The sequence below is a fragment of the Brevibacterium sp. K72 genome (genome assembly GCF_050562175.1).
GTDB lineage: Bacteria > Actinomycetota > Actinomycetes > Actinomycetales > Brevibacteriaceae > Brevibacterium > Brevibacterium casei.
On sequence record NZ_CP191582.1, the window covers coordinates 2,353,804 to 2,372,231 of the forward strand.

Genomic DNA, 18,428 nt, shown 5'->3' on the forward strand with positions numbered 1-18,428 from the left:
CCTTTCTCGCAACCCAGCCTACGACCTCTCCGCTTCGAGTCGACGGGAACTCAGGCAGCCGACGTCTGGAAATTCGTCAGCGTTGGGGAGCTTGTCGGCGTTTCGAGGCCTGCCCAGAGTCTTGAAGCCAGTCGGCTTCTGGGAATCTGCCACCGTCTCAAAACGAAACGTTGTGTTGCGTAAAGAGATTCGGACGTGAGAGGCTCCGATCATGACGCAGCCCACAACGAAGGGGCGGCCGCTCGACGCCGAGCTCACCGCCAGAGTGCTCGCCGCCGTGCGCGCGGAAGTCGAGGCGAACGGGCTGACGAACCTGCGCATCGAGCAGCTTGCCTCGACACTCGGGTGCGGCAAGACCGCGATCTACCGGCGTTGGCCGACCAAGCCCGAGCTCGTCGCCGCAGCGATCCTTGAGACGTTCGACCTCGGCGAGCAACCAGATACGGGAGACGTCGTCGAGGACCTCGTCGCTCACGCGTGGCAGAACGTCGAGAACGTCCGCCGCTCACACGATGCCCGCGCCCGCGGCAACGGACTCCTGCTCGCAATGTTCGACATGGACGTCATCCCGCTCATCTCAGAGGGCTTCATGGAGCGACGACACGCGATGGGCACGGCGATCCTCGACCGCGCAGTCGACCGCGGGGAGATCGGCCCCGACCTCGATCACGATCTCATCCTCGACGCTCTCGCCGGTATCACCCTCTTCCGGCTGACGCTCCGACCCGGCAGGCCACAGGGCACCGACGATGAGGTCAAGGACACCTACCGCACGTTGGTGAGATCGCTCGTCGGAGCCACCGGCGCGCGGGCCCGGACCACCGACCCCTGACCATCACGACTCGACCTGCGATCACGACTGCACGACCGACGAAAGGACACCATGGCCGCGGCACTCGTCCCACCCATTGTTCCCGGTGACGACCGACTCCTCCTGCGCAGAGCCACCCTCATCGACGGGACCGGGGGACCGCCGCTTCCCGACGCCGAGCTCGAGATCGCCGACGGGCGCATCGTCTACGCCGGTCCGCGCCGGGCCGACGACGAGCAGCGGCCTCCGGCCGCACGCATCATCGACCTCACAGGCAGGACGATCCTGCCCGGCTTCATCGACGCCCACGTCCACCTCGGGCTCTCGATCGAGGACCAGGCGGCCGATGCCGCACGCTTCGATTCCGAACGCACCCTGCGCACCGCGCTCAACGCCCGCCGGACGCTCATGGCGGGAGTGACGACGGCGCGCGACCTCGGCGGCATCGACCGCGGAATCCGCGATGCGATCAGCGCCGGGCTCATCCACGGGCCCCGTCTGCACATCGCCGTCTCAGCGCTCTCACCCACCGGCGGGCACACCGACTTCACCCTGCCCAACGGACGCGAAGTCCCGATGCCGATGCCCGTCCACCCGATCATCGACACCGACGACGACGTCCGCCGCACCGTACGCCTCCTCATCCGCGGGGGTGCCGATGTCATCAAGGTGTGCACGACGGGCGGCGTCTCGAGCCCCACGGACACTCCCGACGACCTCGGCGTCCCCGAGGAGCATGTCCGCCTCATCGTCGCCGAGACCGCCAAACGCGCGGGTCAGCCGGTGGCCGCTCACGCTCAAGGCCCGGAGGGGATCAAGGCGGCGATCCGCGGGGGAGTGCGCTCGGTCGAACACGGCTACGGCATCGACGACGAGGGCATCGACCTCATGCTCGAACACGGGACCTTCCTCGTCCCGACCCTGAGCAGCGCACTGCGCGTGCCCGACCCCGCCCTGGTGCCCGGCTACCTGTACGAGAAGAAGGTGACCTGGTCGGCGATCGCCCGGGAACGCCTCGCCGCCGCCTTCGCCGCCGGCGTCCGCGTGGCACTCGGCACCGACTCCGGTGTCTGCCCCCACGGTGAGAACCTCCGCGAACCCGTCCACGCCGTCGAACTCGGTCTCACTCCGATGGAGGCGATCGTCGCTGGCACGAAGAACGCGGCCGCGCTGCTCCGCCTCGACGACGACCTCGGCACAGTGGAGTCGGGCAAGCTCGCCGACCTCCTCGTCGTCGACTTCGATCCGCTCACGGACATCACCCCGCTCGCCGACCCTGACAACGTCACCGCCATCGTCCAGGGTGGTGCCGTCGTCAAGGACAGCGCCGGGTGGTTCGGCGACGAACCTTCCCGCCCGCTCCTCGCCGGATGACCGACGCACCCCGCCGACCGGCACCGAACAGAACCGATGACCACCCACATCACCGCAGAAGGGACCACGAAACCATGACGATCGACTTCACCACCGAAGCCGCCGCCCTGAGCACCGAGCTCATCGAGCTCCGCCGCGACCTCCACCGCAACCCCGAACTCGGACTCGACCTGCCCCGCACCCAGCGCGCCATCCTCGACGCACTCGACGGCCTGCCGCTCGAGATCACGACCGGAAAAGGGCTGAGCTCCGTCATCGCCGTCCTCCGCGGCGGACGGCCGGGCCCGACGATCCTGCTCCGCGGCGATATGGATGCCCTTCCCGTCGTCGAGACGACCGGCCTCGACTACGCCTCGACCAACGGGAACATGCACGCGTGCGGTCATGACCTCCACGTCTCCGGACTCGTCGGAGCCGCGAAGCTCCTGTCCGCCCACCAGGACGAGCTCGCCGGAACCGTCGCATTCATGTTCCAGCCCGGCGAGGAGGGCCTCGGCGGCGCAAAGGACATGATCGACGAGGGCATGTTCGACACCATCGGATCGACCCCCGACGCCGCCTACGCGATCCACGTCGCCCCCGGTGAGCCCGGCACCTTCGTCACCCGACCGGGCACGATCATGGCCGGAGCGAACACCTTCCACCTGACCATGCACGGCAAAGGCGGGCACAGTTCGCGTCCGCAGGACGCCGTCGACCCCATCCGGCCTCTCCTCGAGTTCGGGCAGGCCATCTATTCGATGGTCACCGGATCGTTCAGCGTCTTCGACCCCATCGTCGCCGAGGTGACCCAGCTCAACGCCGGATCCGCCGTCAACATCATCCCCGGGACCGCCTCCCTGGCGATGTCCGTGCGCACGCTCTCCGCCGAGACGACGAAGCGTTTTCCAGAGCTCGCCACGCGTCTGGCCGAATCGATCGCCGCCGCCCATCGCTGCACCGCCGAGGTGGTGTGGAACGAGCAGTACCCGGTGACCGTCAACGATGCTGCCGAGGCCGCTTTCACCGTTGAGACCCTGCAGAAGGCCTTCGGGCCCGACCGCGTGGTCGAAGCTCCCGATCCGGTCATGGGCTCGGAGGACTTCTCGTATGTCCTCGAGGAGGTGCCGGGTGCCTTCGTCTTCCTCTTCGTCACCCCCGACGGCGTCGACCCCGAGACGGCGGCGGTCAACCACTCGCCCGAGGTCCTCTTCGACGATGCCCACCTTCCCGACCAGGCAGCGGCTCTGGCGACGCTCGCGTGGGAACGGTCGCTGCGCGGCTGAGCAGTCCCTTGAGCCGGAGCCGGCTCAGAACGGGTCGCCGTCGGAATCGACGGAGTGGACACGGTCCTCGCGCATGCTCACCTTGTCCACCCCGTCGAGCTCCATGATCATCGGGATGAGCATGTGCAGGGGGCGCTTGCCGTCGAACCTCACATCGATGCGCACCATCGTCACCCCGTCCTCGTCCTCGAACCGCTGGGAGTCGAGGATCGTGTTCTTGAATCCCATCGAGCTCGCGACGGCGAGGATCTCTCGGAGGATCCCACCGCCGTCACGGTAGACGATGCGCAGGAGCTTCCCGTGATCACTGTCGGGGATCCTGCGGATGAGCGGCGCGACGACGAAGAGCGTGAGGAGGTGGAGTGCCGTGAGCATCGTCGCCAGCCCGAGCATTCCCGCCCCGCACGCCATGCCGACGGCAGCAGCCACCCAGATCGTCGCCGCCGTCGTCAGCCCGCGGACCATGTTCCGGCCTTTGAAGATCACGCCGGCGCCGAGGAAGCCGATGCCAGAGACGATCTGCGCGGCGATCCGCGAGGGGTCGAGCTGGACGTCGCTGTCGAGGACACCGGAGAAACCGTAGGCGGAGACGAGCGTGAACGCGCACGTGCCGATGCCGACGAGCACATGCGTCCGGTAGCCCGCGCTCTTCTGCCGGAACTGGCGTTCGAAGCCGATGAGCGAACAGAGCACGAAGCTCGCCAGCAGCAGCACTGCCTCGGTGAGCGCGGTCGGTCCCAGGAAATCGGTGTAGGAGCCCATGATGGAACTCACCTTAGTCCTGCACCGCTCGGTTCGGAACGCCGGACGAGCAGAGACGGCAGCCCGACCCCGCACTGCGCAGGATCGGGTTGCCGTCTTCGTGCCTCAGAGTTCCGGTGGCTCCTGAGCCCCGGCCAGCGCTTGGCTCAGGCCTGTGGGGCCAACGTCCGGTCGAGAGTCTTCGCCGCGGTCTCAAGCTTGTCAGCGTAGCCCTGGACGATCTCCGGGGCATCGACGAGGCGACCGTCTGCGCCGTACGACTCGCGGGGAAGGGTGATCTCGACGTTGTCGGCGACGAGGTCGACCCCGATGAATTCGAGAACCGAGCGCAGCTGCGCCCCGGACATCCCGCCCCCGTGCCCGCCATAGCTGACGATGAGTGCGGGCTTGTCCCGCCATTCGGCGAAGAGGTAGTCGATCGCGTTCGTCAGCGACGCCGGATAGCCGCCGTTGTACTGCGGGGTGACGAAGACGATTCCGTCCGCTTCGGAGACGATCTCGGCCCAGGCCTTCGTATGGGCGTTCTGGTAGTTCCCGAGAGCCGGCATCGCCGGCTCATCGAGCATCGGCAGCCTGAGGTCGGCGAGGTCGACGATCTCGACGCGGGCACCGGTCGCGTCGGCGATGACCTCGGACACGGCGGCCGCGATCTGGTCACCGACGCGGACCGGTCGCATGCTGCCGACGACGATTCGGATGAGTGGGGCGGAATCGTTCACTGTGGGGGTGTCCTTTCGGAGGGGGTGGAGGTGGTGCTCAGGGGGAGGGGCGAGGAGTCGGACCGTCGGACCCTCAGTCGCAGCCCTCAGGGCCGCACACAGCACCGCTGGGCGCATCGGCACCGTCGGACGCATCGGCGGCTGTGGAGCCGGCACCGGACAGGACGGTGAGCGTGGAGCTCTCCTCCCATGCAGTGTCGAGGGCGCGGGAGAACGTCTCCGACTGCTGGGCCCCGGAGATCCCGTACCTGCGGTCGATGACGAAGAACGGTACCCCGTTGGCGCCGAGCGCGCGGGCCTCGGCGATGTCGGCTTCGACGGCGCGGGTGTACTCATTGGATTCGAGGACCCGGCGGGTCTCGGCGGGATCGATTCCCAGACTCTCACCCACCTCGGCGAGGTAGTCGATGCTGCCGATGTCACGACCGGTCTCGAAGTGTCCGGACATGAGTGCCTCCTCGGCCTCGGCCATGACGTCGTGGGTCTGCGCGAAGTGGAGGAAGCGGTGTGCCGTGAAGCTGTTGGCGACGACGACGGAGTCGAAGTCGTAGGAGAGTCCTTCGCCAGAGGCCTGCTCGCTCACCTGCGCGAACATCTGCTTGACGGCCTCCGGGGGCATGCCCTTCGTCCGGCTGAGGTAGGCGGCCTCTGACTCCTCGACGTGATCGGGGAGCGAGGGGTCGAGCTGGAAGCTGCGCCACCGGACCTCGACCTCGTCCTTGTGGGCGAACCCCTCCAGCGCGGTCTCGAAGCGTCGCTTGCCGATGTAGCACCACGGACACGCGATGTCCGACCAGATCTCAATTTTCATGACACTTTCAACTACCGGTCAGCGCGCGTTATTCCCCGGACGAACAGCTGTGAGCGCGGTCGCCGCCGATCGGTCGGCGGCGCTCAGGTGTCGGGTGTGGTCAGCGGCCGGTTGGGGTCAGGGGCCGGTGGGATGGAAGTCCGGGGCTCAGAAGAGGGCGGCCTGAAGCTGCGGGAGGCCTTCCGCGCCGATGGCGATCGAGGACGTCCCGGTTGCGGACCGGTCACCCCTGGTGCCGAGCGCCCCGCGCTCGCCGTAGTCCTCGTCCCTCGACCCGCGCAGGCCGTAGCGGTCGATGAGCGGATCGATCCGTGCGCGCAGCCACGTCCGGTACTCCTTCGAGGCATACGGCGAGTTCGCATACATCCGTCGGTAGCGGGGGAGGAGCTCGGGATGTTCGCGCCCGAGCCACTCGAAGAACCACTCCCTGGCGCCGGGCCGCAGGTGCAGGGCACCGTAGACGACCCGGTGTGCCCCGGCCTCGCTGATCGCCCGCAGGGCCGCATCGAGGTGCTCGCGCGAGTCGGTGAGCTTCGGCAGGACGGGCATGATGAAGACCGTCACCCGGAAGCCGAGGTCGGCTGCCGTACGCACGGTCGCGAGCCTCGCCGTCGTCGTCGGCGTACCCGGCTCGATGGCCTGCTGCAGGGTGTCGTCGTGGACGGCGATCGACATGCCGATCTCGACGGGGACATCCTCGGCCGCCCGGGCGAGCAGCGGCAGATCCCGCCGGAGCAGGGTGCCCTTCGTGAGGATCGACAGCGGTGTCGCATGCTCGGCCAGCGCGGTGATGATGCCCGGCATGAGGCCGTAGCGACCCTCGGCCCGCTGGTAGGGGTCGGTGTTCGTCCCCAGCGCGACAAGCTCGCGCGACCACTTCGGCTTGGCCACCTCGGCGGCGAGGACCTCGGGTGTGTTCACCTTGACGATGACCTCGCGGTCGAAGTCCTCACCTGAATCGAGATCGAGGTAGCGGTGGGTGCTCCGCGCGAAGCAGTAGACGCACGCGTGAGAGCACCCGCGGTAGGGGTTGATCGTCCACGAAAAGGGCATTCCGCTCGACTTCGGCACCCGGTTGAGCGCCGACTTCGCGAGGACCTCGTGGAAGGTCATTCCCGCGAACTCCGGAGTGCGCACGCTGCGGACGAGCCCCTTGACTCCGAAGAGCCCGGCCACCTTCTCCTGCTCGTTCCACCGCATGCCAGCATTCGAACACGTGTTCGAGTCCGTGTCAAGAGTGCTGTCCGCCGGGGTGCTCGCCCGTGGGGGTGCGGGCGCGCCCACCTTGCGCCCTTCGCTCAGCATTCGGACAAATGGTATGCCAAAAATCCAGACTCGTCGCGAGCGTCGTGACGGCCATCTGCCCAGATGTGCACCGCCGCGAACGACGCTTGCAGTCTGATTTCTCGAAGACGAAAGCCCCTTTCCTCATTGCGGAAGAACTGTGACCCACGTTACGCTGAACCGGTCAGCAATCATCACCATGACCCTGTGGATCCTCGTTTGGTATTCCAGTGTTATGCCGTCTCGGATGCGAGTGCCCCATGGCGACGACAGTGACCTCCGACCAGCCGAATCCCGAGCGCCTCGGGCCGAGCCCCGAGCAACTGGCGGCCCACCGGATCAGCCCGCGGTTCTACAACGCCGACCTCGCTCCCTGTAAGAAGGAGGGCCGCAGCTGGACGGCCTACAGCGTCTTCTCCCTCTGGGCCAACGACGTCCACTCGCTCGGCAACTACGGCTTCGCGCTCGGACTCTTCGCCCTCGGCCTCGGCGCGTGGCAGATCCTCGTCGCCCTCCTCGTCGGCGCCGCCCTCCTCTTCATCCTCCTCACCCTCTCGGGGATCATGGGGCACAAGACCGGGGTGCCCTACCCGGTGATGAGCCGCATCGCCTTCGGCATCCACGGCGCCCAGCTCGCCGCCTCGGTGCGCGGAATCGTCGCGATCGCATGGTTCGGCATCCAGACCTACCTCGCCGCGAACGTCCTCAATGTCCTTCTGCTCACGTTCCTGCCGGGTCTGCAGTCATGGGCCGAGGTCGAATTCCTCGGACTCAGCGGCCTCGGCTGGTTCTCCTTCACCCTGCTCTGGATCGTCCAGGTCATCATCGTCAGCTACGGCATGGAGATGATCCGCAGGTACGAGGCGATCGCGGGACCGATCATCCTCCTCACCTTCGTCTCCCTGGCCGTGTGGATGCTCGTCCGCGTCGACTTCCGGATCTCGTGGTCGATCGACGATCCGCTCACCGGGTGGGAGATGTGGGTGCAGATCCTCGGCGGCGGTGCCCTGTGGGTGGCGATCTACGGCACCTTCGTCCTCAACTTCTCCGACTTCACCCGCTCGGCGAAGACCCGCGGCTCGATCGTCGTCGGCAACTTCTGGGGCATCCCCATCAACATGCTCGTCTTCGGCCTCGTCGTCATCTCGCTCGCCGGCGCGCAGTACACGATCGACGGCACCGTCATCACCTCACCCGCCGACATCGTCCAGGCGATCGGCAGTCCGATCCTCCTCGCGCTGGCCTCGCTGTCCCTGCTCATCCTCACCGTCGCAGTCAACCTCATGGCGAACTTCGTCGCCCCGACCTACGCCCTGACGAACCTCTTCCCGCGTCATCTCAACTTCCGCAGCGCCGCGATCATCTCGGCGATCATCGGCTTCGCCATCCTCCCGTGGAACCTCTACGACTCACCTGTCGTCATCGTCTACTTCCTCGGCGGCCTCGGTGCCCTGCTCGGACCGCTCTTCGGCATCATCATGGTCGACTACTGGCTCGTGCGGAAGACGAAGGTCAACGTCCCCCAGCTCTACACCGAGGCGAACGACGGCGAGTACTTCTACCACCACGGGGTCAACTGGCGGGCGATCGGCGCGTTCATCCCCGCGTCCCTCATCGCGCTCATCCTCGCCCTCGTGCCGGCCTTCTCCTCGGTCTCGGAGTTCTCGTGGTTCCTGGGCGCCGGGCTTGCCGCCGTCATCTACTTCGTCATCGCCCGCCGCGACTTCACCTTCCGCGAGGTCGACGGCGAGGAGATCGCCGTCCCGACCGCACACTGACCCGCACACACCCACCTGACCTGGAGAGACCCATGAGAATCCTCGTCGTCAACGTCAACACGACCGCGTCGATGACCGACGGGATCGCCCGAGCGGCACGGGAGGCCGCCTCGGCGGACACGGAGATCATCGGCCTGACCCCGAGCTTCGGCCCCGAATCCTGCGAAGGCAACGTCGAAAGCCACCTCGCGGCACTCGGCGTCATGGACGCCGTGCTCGGATACGACGGTGAGTACGACGCTGTCATCCAGGCCGGCTACGGCGAGCACGGCAGAGAAGCCCTGCAGGAGCTCCTCGACGTCCCCGTCGTCGACATCACCGAGGCGGGTGCGACGCTGGCGATGCTGCTGGGCCGCCGATACTCCGTCGTCACCACCCTCGACCGCACGGTCCCGCTCATCGAGGATCGGCTTCTGCTCGCCGGGCTCGACCGGCACTGCGCCTCCGTGCGCTCCTCGGGGATGGCCGTCCTCGACCTCGAGGCCGATCCCGACCGGGCCGTCGACGCGATCGCGGGTGAGGCCGCCGAGGCGGTCGATCGTGACCGTGCCGAGGTCATCGTCCTCGGGTGCGGGGGTATGGCCGACCTCGCCGAGGTGATCGTCGACCGCTGCTCGGTCCCCGTCGTCGACGGTGTCGCCGCCGCCGTCAGGCTCGCCGAGTCCCTCGTCGGCCTCGGACTCTCGACCTCGAAGGTGCGCACGTTCGCGCCGGCGCGACCGAAGCGGATGACCGGGTGGCCGTTCGCTCGGGGTGCGCAGGAGGCGAGTGCGGCGCAGGAGGCGAGTGCGGCGACAGACGCCGGGCCGCGGTCCGATGACGCAGGTTCAGCGGCGACGGACCGACCCGCGACGGCTGACCCGGCCGTCAGGACGCATCCGGCCGCCGGCTGAGCGCGTCGTCTCCCTCAGCCCTCGGCCTTCGCGTCCTCGGTTTCCGCCGTCTTGCCTTCGTGGGCGAGGCGCTCCCGGTGCTTGTCATGCTGCTGGCGGCTCGTGCTCAGATGGTGGGTCGCGAGCTCGCGGACCCGGTCGACGTCGCGGTGGGCGATCGCGTCGAAGAGCTCGGCATGTTCGGTGGCGACGACGTCGAGCTCGTCATGCTGGCTCAGCTGCCAGCGCATCCGCGAGTCGAGGAGCTGCCCGACCTCGACGAGGAGCCGGTTGCCGGAGAGCTCCGTGACGATCGAGTGGAAGGCGGCGGCGCTCCGGTGCGCACCGACCGCATCCCCGGCCTCGGCCTGCCGTCGACCCGCCTCCATCGTCGCCTCGAGTGAGGCGAGTCCCTCCCGCGTGTGCCGTTGGGCCGCGAGTTCGAAGGCGAGGAGATCGAAGGCCTGACGCACCTCGGCGAGGTCGGCGACATCGCTGGGAGAGAACTCGCGCACTGTCGCCCACGTGTTCGGACGGTGGGCGACGAGCCCCTCCGAGGCGAGCTGCTTGAGGGCTTCGCGGACCGGGACACGGCTGACTCCGAGTTCGGAGGCGAGATTGCGCTCGACGAGGCGGCTGCCGGGCGCGCGCACCCCGTCGATGATCTCGTCGCGGAGGATCTCCGTCACCCGCACGGTCTCCGACCTAGGGCTGTCATTGTTCTTCACGTCGTCATTCTCCCACTCCGAGCGCCGAGGCTGCAGGGCGCAGGTCGGCCGGCCAGGCCCGACCTGCGCAGACCCGGCCGGCGCAGATCTGACCCCGCTCAGCGGCGGATCGCCCGGCCGAGGGTGTCGAGGCCGACCGAGCCGAGGCCCAGGGCCTTCGTGTGGAAGGCCTTGAGGTCGAAGTCGTCGCCGGCCTCGGCCTTCGCCTCGTCGCGGAACTGCTCCCACAGGCGCTGCCCGATCTTGTAGCTCGGGGCCTGTCCCGGCCAGCCGAGGTAGCGGTCGAGTTCGAAGGCGAGGAAGCTGCGGTCCATCGCGACGTTGTCGGTGAGGAACTGCCACGCCTTCTCCCGGTCCCATGTGCCCCCGCCGAGGCTCTCCGGGGCTTCAAGGCCGAGGTGGAAGCCGATGTCGAGGACGACGCGGGCGGCCCGCAGGCGCTGCGAGTCGAGCATGCCCAGGTAGTCGGCCGGGTCGTCGAGGTAGCCGAGGTCGGCCATGAGCCGCTCCGCGTAGAGCGCCCAGCCCTCGCCGTGCCCGGACACCCAGCACATGAGCCGGCGCCAGCGGTTGAGGGTATCGGAGACGTAGGTGGCCTGCCCGACCTGGAGGTGATGGCCGGGGACGCCCTCGTGGTAGACGGTCGTCTTCTCCTGCCAGGTTGCGAACTCGGTGACGCCCTCGGGCACCGACCACCACATCCGACCGGGACGGGAGAAGTCGTCGGTGGGCCCCGTGTAGTAGATGCCGCCGGTCGACGACGGGGCGATCATCGCCTCGATCGTGCCCACGGGTTCGGGGATGTCGAAGTGGGTCTTCCCGAGCTCGGCGATCGCCTCGTCGGCGACCCCCTGCATCCATTCGCGCAGCGCGTCCTTGCCGTGCAGGGTGCGCTCCGGATCGGCGTCGAGCGCCTTCATCACGTCGAAGAGGTCGGTGCCGGGCATGATCTCCTCGGCGATCCGGCGCTGTTCGGCGTCGATGCGCTCGAGCTCCGCAAGTCCCCACCGGTAGGTCTCGTCGAAGTCGACCTCGGCGCCGAGGAAGTTCCGCGAGTGCAGGGCGTAGGCCTCCCTGCCGCATGCCTCGTTCTCCGGTGCCGCCGGCAGCAGCTCGGATCCGAGGAAATCGGCGAGGTCGGCGTACGCCTGTCGGACTCCATCGGCATGGGCGGCGAGGTCGTTGCGCAGCTGCGGGGACACCTCGGCGACATCATCGGCACCGGCGATGAGGGTGAGGAACGTCGAGTCGTCCCCGGCGAGATCGCGGGCCTGGTCGATGACCTTCTCAATCTGGATCCGGGCCGCCACCTGACCGCGGCTCTTGGCGAGCGCGAGTGACTCCTGGTATCCGGCCAGCGATGCGGGCACGGCGGCCAGGGTCGTGTCGATCGTCTCCCAGTCAGCCACCGTCGCGGTCGGCAGGAGGTCGAAGGTGTCGCGGACGTGCTGGACGGGGGAGGCGATGACGTTGAGGTCGGCGTGCTGGAAGCCCGCCTCGTAGTAGTCACGGGCGACGCCGAGGCGCTCGCGCATCGCATCGAGGGTGACCCGGTCGACGTCGTCGAGGTCGGCGCTCGCCTCCACCTCGTCGAGGCGGCGCAGCGTCTCGACATTGAGGTCGTTGAGCGCGGCGAGGCCGGCGGGGGAGAGGTCGTCGAAGCCCTTGCCTCCTTCGAGCCCGAGGTAGAGGGCGAGGGAGGGGGAGAGGGCGAGGGAGCGGTCGACGAAGTCCTCAGCGACGGCGTCGACGGCGGAAGGGGTTCTCTTTTCGGTCATGACCTCACCCTATATGAGCTGACGCACACCTCATGGCTCCGGTCACAGGCCATGAGGAGAGGCACATGGGCACAGTGCGGACATCGCATCCTGGGAGTTCGCTGAAGCTATAGCCTTGGATGGTCCCGCCGCCCGGCGGGACGCGGACGGCTGAGGGAAGAGAGACGGATCGGACGTGGCACGAGCACAGCTGTGGACCAAGGACTTCGTCGTCGGCGTCGGCCTCAACCTCGCGATGTCCATGGTCTTCTACCTGCTCATGACATCGATGGCCGGGTACGCGGTCGCCCGCTTCTCCGCCGGCCAGGCCGCCGCCGGATTCGCCTCGTCCGGTTTCATCGTCGGCGCCGTCATCGCCCGCATCCTCACCGGCAAGTACCTCGACTTCATCGGCCGCCGGACCCTGCTCGTCATCTCCATGGCCGTCTTCGTCCTCGCCTCGCTCGCGTACATCGCCGCCGACAGCCTCGTCCTCCTCATCGTCATCCGCCTCATCCACGGCGTCGCGTTCGGAGCCGGGAACACGGCGATCATGACGGCCATCCAGTCGATCATCCCCGCCTCCCGCCGAGGTGAGGGCACCGGCTACTTCGGCACGGCGACGACGGTGTCGACGGCCCTCGGGCCCTACCTCGGCGTCGTCCTGCCCCAGCGCTGGGACTTCGGGGTTCTCTTCCTCGCCTCGGCGCTCATGTCGCTCATCGCCCTCATCCTCTGCTTCCTCCTGCGCCTGCCGAAGCAGGAGCTCACTCCCGAGCAGCGGGCCGCCAAGTGGCACCTCCACCCCCGCACGCTCGTCGACCGCGACGGTCTGCGCATCGGGCTGATCATGCTCATCGCCGGCACCGCCTACGCCGCCGCCCTCGTCTTCCTCGCCGGGTACGCGGCCGAGAACGGAGTGCCCGCCGCCGCCTCGATGTTCTTCGTCGCCTTCGCCGCAGCCTCCCTCGTCGCCCGCCTCTTCGTCGGCCGGATCCAGGACGTCTACGGCGACAACGTCGTCATCTATCCGGTCCTCGCCCTCAACGCCGCCGGCAACCTCTTCATCGCCCTGTGGCCGACGATGACCGGCATCGTCATCGCCGGCGTCCTCGTCGGACTCGGCTTCGGCTCGCTCATGCCCAGCGCCCAGACGATCACAGTCAAGTCCGTCGAGATGGCCAGGGTGCCGGTGGCGACCTCGTCGTTCTTCCTCCTCCTCGACGTCGGATCCGGGATCGGGCCGATCATCCTCGGCGCCCTCATGCCGCTCACCGGCGGTCGGGGGATGTTCCTCCTCTGTGCCGGACTCGTCGTCGTCGCGATGGGCGTCTACTCCATCGTCCACGGCCGCGGCCGGGGCGGACGCCCGGGACGAGAATTCATCGGCTGACGGGCGCGCCTGCGCTCGGACGGGCGTCGGACCTCGGCCGCCAGACCGTGGTGCGGACGGCGGGTGACCCGAGGTCGGGACCCGAGTAGCCTGAGAAGAGCCCACCGACCGTCCGCCGCAGGAGGATCGCGATGAGACTCGCACTCGCCCAGATCAACACGACGACCGACGTCGCGGCCAACCTCGAGAAGGTCCGCGACTACACCCGCCGGGCCGCCGAGGCCGACGCTGACGTCGTCGTCTTCCCCGAGGCGACGATGTCCGCGTTCGGGCGCGGCCTGCGCGAGATCGCCGAGACCGAGGCGCAGGGCTGGCGCGAGGCGCTTACCGTGCTGGCCGCCGATGCCGATACCACCGTCATCGCCGGGGAGTTCGCCGTCTCCGGCGGCAAGGTCGTCAACCTGCTCGCCGTCTACGCCCCCGACGGCACCCGCACCGAGTATGCGAAGATCCACCTCTACGATGCCTTCGGGTTCAAGGAGTCCGACACCGTCGCAGCCGGTGAGGAACCGGCCGTCGTCGACCTGGGCGGAGAGGCCGTGGGGATCGCGATCTGCTACGACATCCGCTTCCCCAAGCTCTTCGCCGAACTCAGCCGCCGAGGCGCTCGCCTCGCCATCGTCTCCGCATCGTGGGGTGCGGGGCCGGGGAAGGTCGAGCAGTGGGAGCTGCTCGCTCGAGCCCGGGCGATCGACTCGAACATGTTCGTCGTCGCCCTCGGCCAGGCCGATCCCGAAGTCAGCGGGGTCGACGTGCCCCCGAAGGGCCCCACGGGAGTCGGCCACAGCCTCGTCGCCGACCCGTACGGGCACGTCGTCGTCTCCCTCGGCGGGGAGGAGACGCTCGAGATCGTCGAGATCGACCTCGGTCTCGCCGATGAGGCCGCCGAGGCGGTTCCCGTCCTCGTGAACGCGAAGCTCGGCTACTGACGTCAGTTGCCGCGGGGCTGAGACGGGATTGAGATGAAAATGCACGGAGTGCAATAATGTCGGCATGTCTTCAGCAGCCGACGTGACCGCAGCCGACCGGCCGGAGGGCCTGCGCGAGCGGAAGAAGCGCGAACGCGGGCGGGCGCTGCGCCGAGCCACGCTCGAGCTCACCCTCGAGAGCGGTTACGCCGATGTGACGATCGAGGCGATCTGCGAACGCGCAGGAGTCTCCCGGCGGACCTTCTTCAACTACTTCGCGAACAAAGAGGAGGCGCTGCTCGGGCGCTCCGACACCGTCTTCGACGACGAGGACCAGCCGGTCATCGCCGAGTTCGAGGCGGGCGGACCGACGGGGGACATGCTCAGCGACCTCGAGGGACTCCTCGCCGCAGTCGTCCGCAGCCGGCTGCGCCGCCGCGAGGAGATGCACCAGTACCACCGGGTCCTCCAGCAGGAGCCTCAGCTCATGCAGCTGCAGATGTCGCGGATGGGCAACAACGAGCGCCTGTTCCGCGAGATGATCCAGCGCCGCCTCGACGCGACGGCAGCCGACGGGTCGGCAGAGTCTGACGTCACGGGCACGCGCGACTCAGCGACCGCCTCGGCGACGGAAGGGGCGAGTGCCGCGGTCGACTCAGCCGGGGACCCAACGACCGCCTCGGCGGGGGAGGGGACCCCGAACGGCTGCCCCGAGGACTGGCCTGCGGTCTCCTACCGGGCCGAGGTGCTCGCGGCGGTGGCGATGATGGCGATCAAGGCGACGTTCATGCGGCTGCGCCGCGACGAGGGCGAACCGGACCCCATCATTGACGAGCTCTTCGCGGAATTGCGGGCGATCTTCACCGCCGGTACCGACTGAGCGCCCGCCGACCGGCCTCAGCGACCGAGCGGCTGCGTCCAGGTCTGGGGCAGGCGACGGCGGACGTTGCGCCGGGGCGCATTGAACCCGGCGCGGTCGTGCTTCGTCGTCTCGACCTGGGCGAGCGCTTCGGCCTGGTGGGCGGCGTAGGCGAGAGCGACCTGGCGGATCGCGACGACCGCGGCGACCGCGGCCGCACTGGCCATCTCATCGCTGACCGGCTGACCGTCGTCGGCGCGGACCACGGCGCGGTCCTCGACCGAAGTCACCGGCGTCCCAGTGCTCGCCTCGGACACGGCACCGTCGCTCGGTGCCGTGCTCTGCTCGGCGGTCTGCGTCGAATCCTCGCTCATAGGGGGATGTTACCGTGCTTGCGCGCGGGAGCGTCGACGTGCTTGTTCTTCAGCGCCCGCAGCGAGCGGACGATGCGGGCCCGCGTCTCGCTCGGCTTGATGACCGCGTCGATGTAGCCCTCCTCGGCGGCGAGGTACGGGTTGAGCAGAGCGTCCTCGTAGTCCTGGATGAGCTCGTCGCGCAGCGCATCGACGTCCTCACCGGCCTCCTCGGCGGCCTTGAGCTTGCGCCGGTAGACGATGTTCGCCGCCCCCTGGGCACCCATGACGGCGATCTGCGCCGAGGGCCACGCGAGGTTGATGTCCGCACCGAGCTGCTTCGACCCCATGACGCAGTACGCTCCGCCGTAGGCCTTGCGGGTGATGAGCGTGATGAGGGGGACGGTCGCCTCGCCGTAGGCGTAGATGAGCTTCGCGCCGCGGCGGATGATGCCGCCGAGCTCCTGGTCGGTGCCCGGCAGGAAGCCGGGGACGTCGACGAAGGTGAGGATCGGGATGTTGAAGGCGTCGCAGAGGCGGACGAAGCGGGCGGCCTTCTCGGACGCGTCGATGTCCAGGGTGCCGGCGAGCTGCATCGGCTGGTTGGCGATGACGCCGACGCTCACGCCCTCGACACGACCGAATCCGGTGACGACGTTGGGGGCGAAGAGCTCGGAGACCTGGAGGAACTCGCCGTCGTCGAGGACCGTGGTGACGACGTCGAGGATGTCGTAGGGCTGGGAGGGCGAATCCGGCATGAGCGCATCGAGCGCTTCGTCCTCGGGGGTGAGCTCGAGGTCGGATTCGAAGACGTCGGCGTCGGCCGGGTCGAGGTTGTTCTGCGGGAGGAACGACAGCAGGTCGTGGACGTAGTTGAGGGCGTCCTCCTCGTCGCTGGCGAGGTAGTGGGCGTTGCCCGAGACCGTGTTGTTCGTCCGGCCGCCGCCGAGCTCTTCGTGGCCGACCTCCTCACCGGTGACGGTCCTGATGACGTCCGGGCCGGTGATGTACATGTGGCTGATCTTGTCGACCATGATCGTCACGTCGGTGAGCGCCGGCGAGTAGACGGCGCCGCCGGCCGAGGGGCCCATGATGAGCGAGATCTGCGGGATGACTCCCGAGGAGGCGACGTTGAGGCGGAAGATCTCGGCGAAGAGCGCGATCGAACCGACGCCCTCCTGGATGCGGGCGCCGCCGGAGTCGTTGATGCCGATGATCGGGCAGCCGAGTTTGAGCGCGAGCTTCTGGACCTTGACGATCTTGCGGCCGTTCGCCTCGGCCAGCGACCCGCCGAGCACCGTGAAGTCGTGGGCGAAGACGGCGACGGTCTTCCCGTCGATCGTGCCCAGACCGCAGACCACGCCGTCACCGTCAGGGCGGTTCGCACTCATCCCGAACTGGGTGTTGTGGTGGCGGGCGAACTCGTCGATCTCCTGGAACGATCCCTCGTCGAGGAGCTGGTCGATGCGCTCCCGGGCGGTCTGCTTGCCGCGCTTGTGCTGGTTCTCCACCGACTTCTCGTTGCCGGTGTGGGCGGCGTCGCGACGCTCGAGGAAGGCGTCGATGCGCTCGGCGGTGGTGCGTGGGGTTTCCGTCATGCCCCCACCTTATCGAGGGCGCACGAGTTCATTGTGCACTCCCACCAAAAGAATCTAGAGTGGACTGGTGACCAGCCAACACGCGCCTTTCCTCGTCGACGTCCGCTCGCTGCGCGCCCGCGCCGAGGCCGCCGGGCTCGACCTTCCCCTCGTCGTCTGGGACGAGTCCTGTTCGTCGACGAACGACGAACTCGCCGCCCTGGTCCGCAAGCCCGAGCACCTCGATCCCCACCCCGCCGAGGCGGTCGGCCATCCCGTCCGCGACGTCGCCGGCGCTGTCGTCGGCAGCGGCGCGGACCGGTCCGAGCTGCCGGTGTTCACCGTCCTCGGCACCGACTTTCAGAGCGCCGGCCATGGTCGACTCGGACGGACGTGGACGGTGCCGCCGCGGAAGTCGCTGACGTTCTCGATCCTCCTCGCGCCCCGCACCGGGGTTGAGTCCTGGGGCTGGATTCCGCTGCTCACCGGGGAGGCCGTTCGCCGGGCCGTCGCCGAGGCGGGGGTTCCCGCCGTCCTCAAGTGGCCCAACGACGTCCTCACGGCAGACGGGAAGAAGCTGTGCGGGATCCTCGCGCGCATCGAGATGATCGACTCGGGTCCGCGCATCGTCCTGGGAATGGGGATCAACACCCGGCTCGCGGCTGAAGACCTCGTGCGGGAAGACGCGAGTTCGCTGGCGATCGAGCTCGGTCAGCCGGATTCAGAGATCGATCATGAAGCGTTGCTAATGTCGATCCTCAGCACGCTCATTCCTGCCCTGAGGGAGATCGACGAGTATGGTGACGAGGACTTCAGCCGGAGCCGGACCGCGGAGAAGGTGCGCGAGGGAATGGTGACGCTGGGGACACGGGTCAAGGTCGAACGGCCCGACGGCAGCCACCTCATCGGGACGGCCACCGGGCTCGACCCGTCCGGGGACCTCATCATCGACGACCGGACCACCGTGAGCGCCGGCGACGTCCACCATCTGCGACCGGCCCCTGGGACCGACACCTCTGCTGCCGGGACGACCGCGAGATGATGAGTGAGGACACCCGGCAGGCCGCCGTGTCCGCGGACGATGTCGAGCACCGTCGGAACGACGAGAGTGCGCGAGAGCGCGCCTCGCGAGACGCTGCGGGACAGGACGCACCGGTCAACCGTGGTCCGGCGGACA

At 68.3% G+C, this 18,428-nt stretch carries 17 protein-coding genes; 9 read left to right on the forward strand and 8 right to left on the reverse strand.

All coding sequences use genetic code 11. From position 1 onward, the window contains the following. The first annotated feature begins 211 nt into the window (after positions 1 to 211). The 3 genes from ACQ1RG_RS10495 to ACQ1RG_RS10505 all read left to right on the forward strand — a co-directional run bounded on the left by ACQ1RG_RS10495 (position 212) and on the right by ACQ1RG_RS10505 (position 3,450). Positions 212 to 832, forward strand: a complete 621-nt coding sequence (locus tag ACQ1RG_RS10495) for a TetR-like C-terminal domain-containing protein (RefSeq protein ID WP_119296569.1) — start codon at positions 212 to 214, stop codon at positions 830 to 832. A gap of 51 nt (positions 833 to 883) precedes the next feature. Beyond that, entirely contained in the window at positions 884 to 2,185 is a 1,302-nt protein-coding gene (locus tag ACQ1RG_RS10500; RefSeq protein ID WP_186372580.1) for a metal-dependent hydrolase family protein, read from the forward strand. A 74-nt stretch (positions 2,186 to 2,259) separates the two neighbouring features. Beyond that, positions 2,260 to 3,450: a M20 metallopeptidase family protein gene (locus ACQ1RG_RS10505; protein WP_082834997.1), complete on the forward strand. Its 1,191-nt coding sequence runs from the start codon at positions 2,260 to 2,262 to the stop codon at positions 3,448 to 3,450. Positions 3,451 to 3,474: 24 nt separating this feature from the next. Here the strand turns inward: ACQ1RG_RS10505 and ACQ1RG_RS10510 are convergent, their stop codons facing one another. The 4 genes from ACQ1RG_RS10510 to ACQ1RG_RS10525 all read right to left on the reverse strand — a co-directional run bounded on the left by ACQ1RG_RS10510 (position 3,475) and on the right by ACQ1RG_RS10525 (position 6,942). Beyond that, positions 3,475 to 4,212 (reverse strand): MgtC/SapB family protein, encoded by a 738-nt coding sequence (locus ACQ1RG_RS10510; RefSeq protein ID WP_009374787.1) that lies wholly within the window; start codon positions 4,210 to 4,212, stop codon positions 3,475 to 3,477. Positions 4,213 to 4,358: 146 nt separating this feature from the next. Then, positions 4,359 to 4,931, reverse strand: coding sequence for an NADPH-dependent FMN reductase (locus ACQ1RG_RS10515; RefSeq protein WP_144587940.1), 573 nt, complete (start codon positions 4,929 to 4,931; stop codon positions 4,359 to 4,361). 73 nt (positions 4,932 to 5,004) lie between these two features. Beyond that, positions 5,005 to 5,742 (reverse strand): DsbA family oxidoreductase, encoded by a 738-nt coding sequence (locus ACQ1RG_RS10520; protein WP_095375678.1) that lies wholly within the window; start codon positions 5,740 to 5,742, stop codon positions 5,005 to 5,007. Between the two features lie 147 nt (positions 5,743 to 5,889). Continuing rightward, entirely contained in the window at positions 5,890 to 6,942 is a 1,053-nt protein-coding gene (locus ACQ1RG_RS10525) for an Rv2578c family radical SAM protein (RefSeq protein ID WP_186372579.1), read from the reverse strand. A gap of 344 nt (positions 6,943 to 7,286) precedes the next feature. Between ACQ1RG_RS10525 and ACQ1RG_RS10530 the strand changes: the two genes are divergently transcribed. Together ACQ1RG_RS10530 and ACQ1RG_RS10535 are read left to right on the forward strand one after the other, a co-directional pair. Then, positions 7,287 to 8,804, forward strand: a complete 1,518-nt coding sequence (locus tag ACQ1RG_RS10530; RefSeq protein WP_101624552.1) for an NCS1 family nucleobase:cation symporter-1 — start codon at positions 7,287 to 7,289, stop codon at positions 8,802 to 8,804. Positions 8,805 to 8,836: 32 nt separating this feature from the next. After that, entirely contained in the window at positions 8,837 to 9,697 is an 861-nt protein-coding gene (locus ACQ1RG_RS10535) for an aspartate/glutamate racemase family protein (RefSeq protein WP_119296564.1), read from the forward strand. A gap of 14 nt (positions 9,698 to 9,711) precedes the next feature. Here the strand turns inward: ACQ1RG_RS10535 and ACQ1RG_RS10540 are convergent, their stop codons facing one another. Continuing rightward, positions 9,712 to 10,404: a GntR family transcriptional regulator gene (locus ACQ1RG_RS10540; protein ID WP_063249452.1), complete on the reverse strand. Its 693-nt coding sequence runs from the start codon at positions 10,402 to 10,404 to the stop codon at positions 9,712 to 9,714. Positions 10,405 to 10,502: 98 nt separating this feature from the next. Next, the gene (locus ACQ1RG_RS10545; RefSeq protein ID WP_119296563.1) at positions 10,503 to 12,182 is read right to left on the reverse strand and encodes a DUF885 domain-containing protein; all 1,680 of its coding nucleotides are present in this window, start codon (positions 12,180 to 12,182) and stop codon (positions 10,503 to 10,505) included. 175 nt (positions 12,183 to 12,357) lie between these two features. Between ACQ1RG_RS10545 and ACQ1RG_RS10550 the strand changes: the two genes are divergently transcribed. From ACQ1RG_RS10550 to ACQ1RG_RS10560, 3 genes are all read left to right on the forward strand, one after another. Then, positions 12,358 to 13,554: an MFS transporter gene (locus ACQ1RG_RS10550; RefSeq protein WP_063249449.1), complete on the forward strand. Its 1,197-nt coding sequence runs from the start codon at positions 12,358 to 12,360 to the stop codon at positions 13,552 to 13,554. 131 nt (positions 13,555 to 13,685) lie between these two features. Then, positions 13,686 to 14,483: a carbon-nitrogen hydrolase family protein gene (locus tag ACQ1RG_RS10555; protein ID WP_119296562.1), complete on the forward strand. Its 798-nt coding sequence runs from the start codon at positions 13,686 to 13,688 to the stop codon at positions 14,481 to 14,483. Between the two features lie 64 nt (positions 14,484 to 14,547). Beyond that, positions 14,548 to 15,342: a TetR/AcrR family transcriptional regulator gene (locus tag ACQ1RG_RS10560; RefSeq protein ID WP_119296561.1), complete on the forward strand. Its 795-nt coding sequence runs from the start codon at positions 14,548 to 14,550 to the stop codon at positions 15,340 to 15,342. Positions 15,343 to 15,359: 17 nt separating this feature from the next. Here the strand turns inward: ACQ1RG_RS10560 and ACQ1RG_RS10565 are convergent, their stop codons facing one another. Together ACQ1RG_RS10565 and ACQ1RG_RS10570 are read right to left on the reverse strand one after the other, a co-directional pair. After that, complete coding sequence (locus tag ACQ1RG_RS10565; protein ID WP_009374804.1) at positions 15,360 to 15,695, reverse strand: hypothetical protein; 336 nt, start codon at positions 15,693 to 15,695, stop codon at positions 15,360 to 15,362. After that, complete coding sequence (locus ACQ1RG_RS10570; RefSeq protein ID WP_009374805.1) at positions 15,692 to 17,272, reverse strand: acyl-CoA carboxylase subunit beta; 1,581 nt, start codon at positions 17,270 to 17,272, stop codon at positions 15,692 to 15,694. Before ACQ1RG_RS10570 ends, ACQ1RG_RS10565 begins: the two co-directional genes overlap by 4 nt. 67 nt (positions 17,273 to 17,339) lie before the next feature. Between ACQ1RG_RS10570 and ACQ1RG_RS10575 the strand changes: the two genes are divergently transcribed. Continuing rightward, on the forward strand, positions 17,340 to 18,293 hold the full coding sequence (locus ACQ1RG_RS10575) for a biotin--[acetyl-CoA-carboxylase] ligase (protein WP_119296560.1): 954 nt from the start codon (positions 17,340 to 17,342) through the stop codon (positions 18,291 to 18,293). Positions 18,294 to 18,428 lie beyond the last annotated feature (135 nt).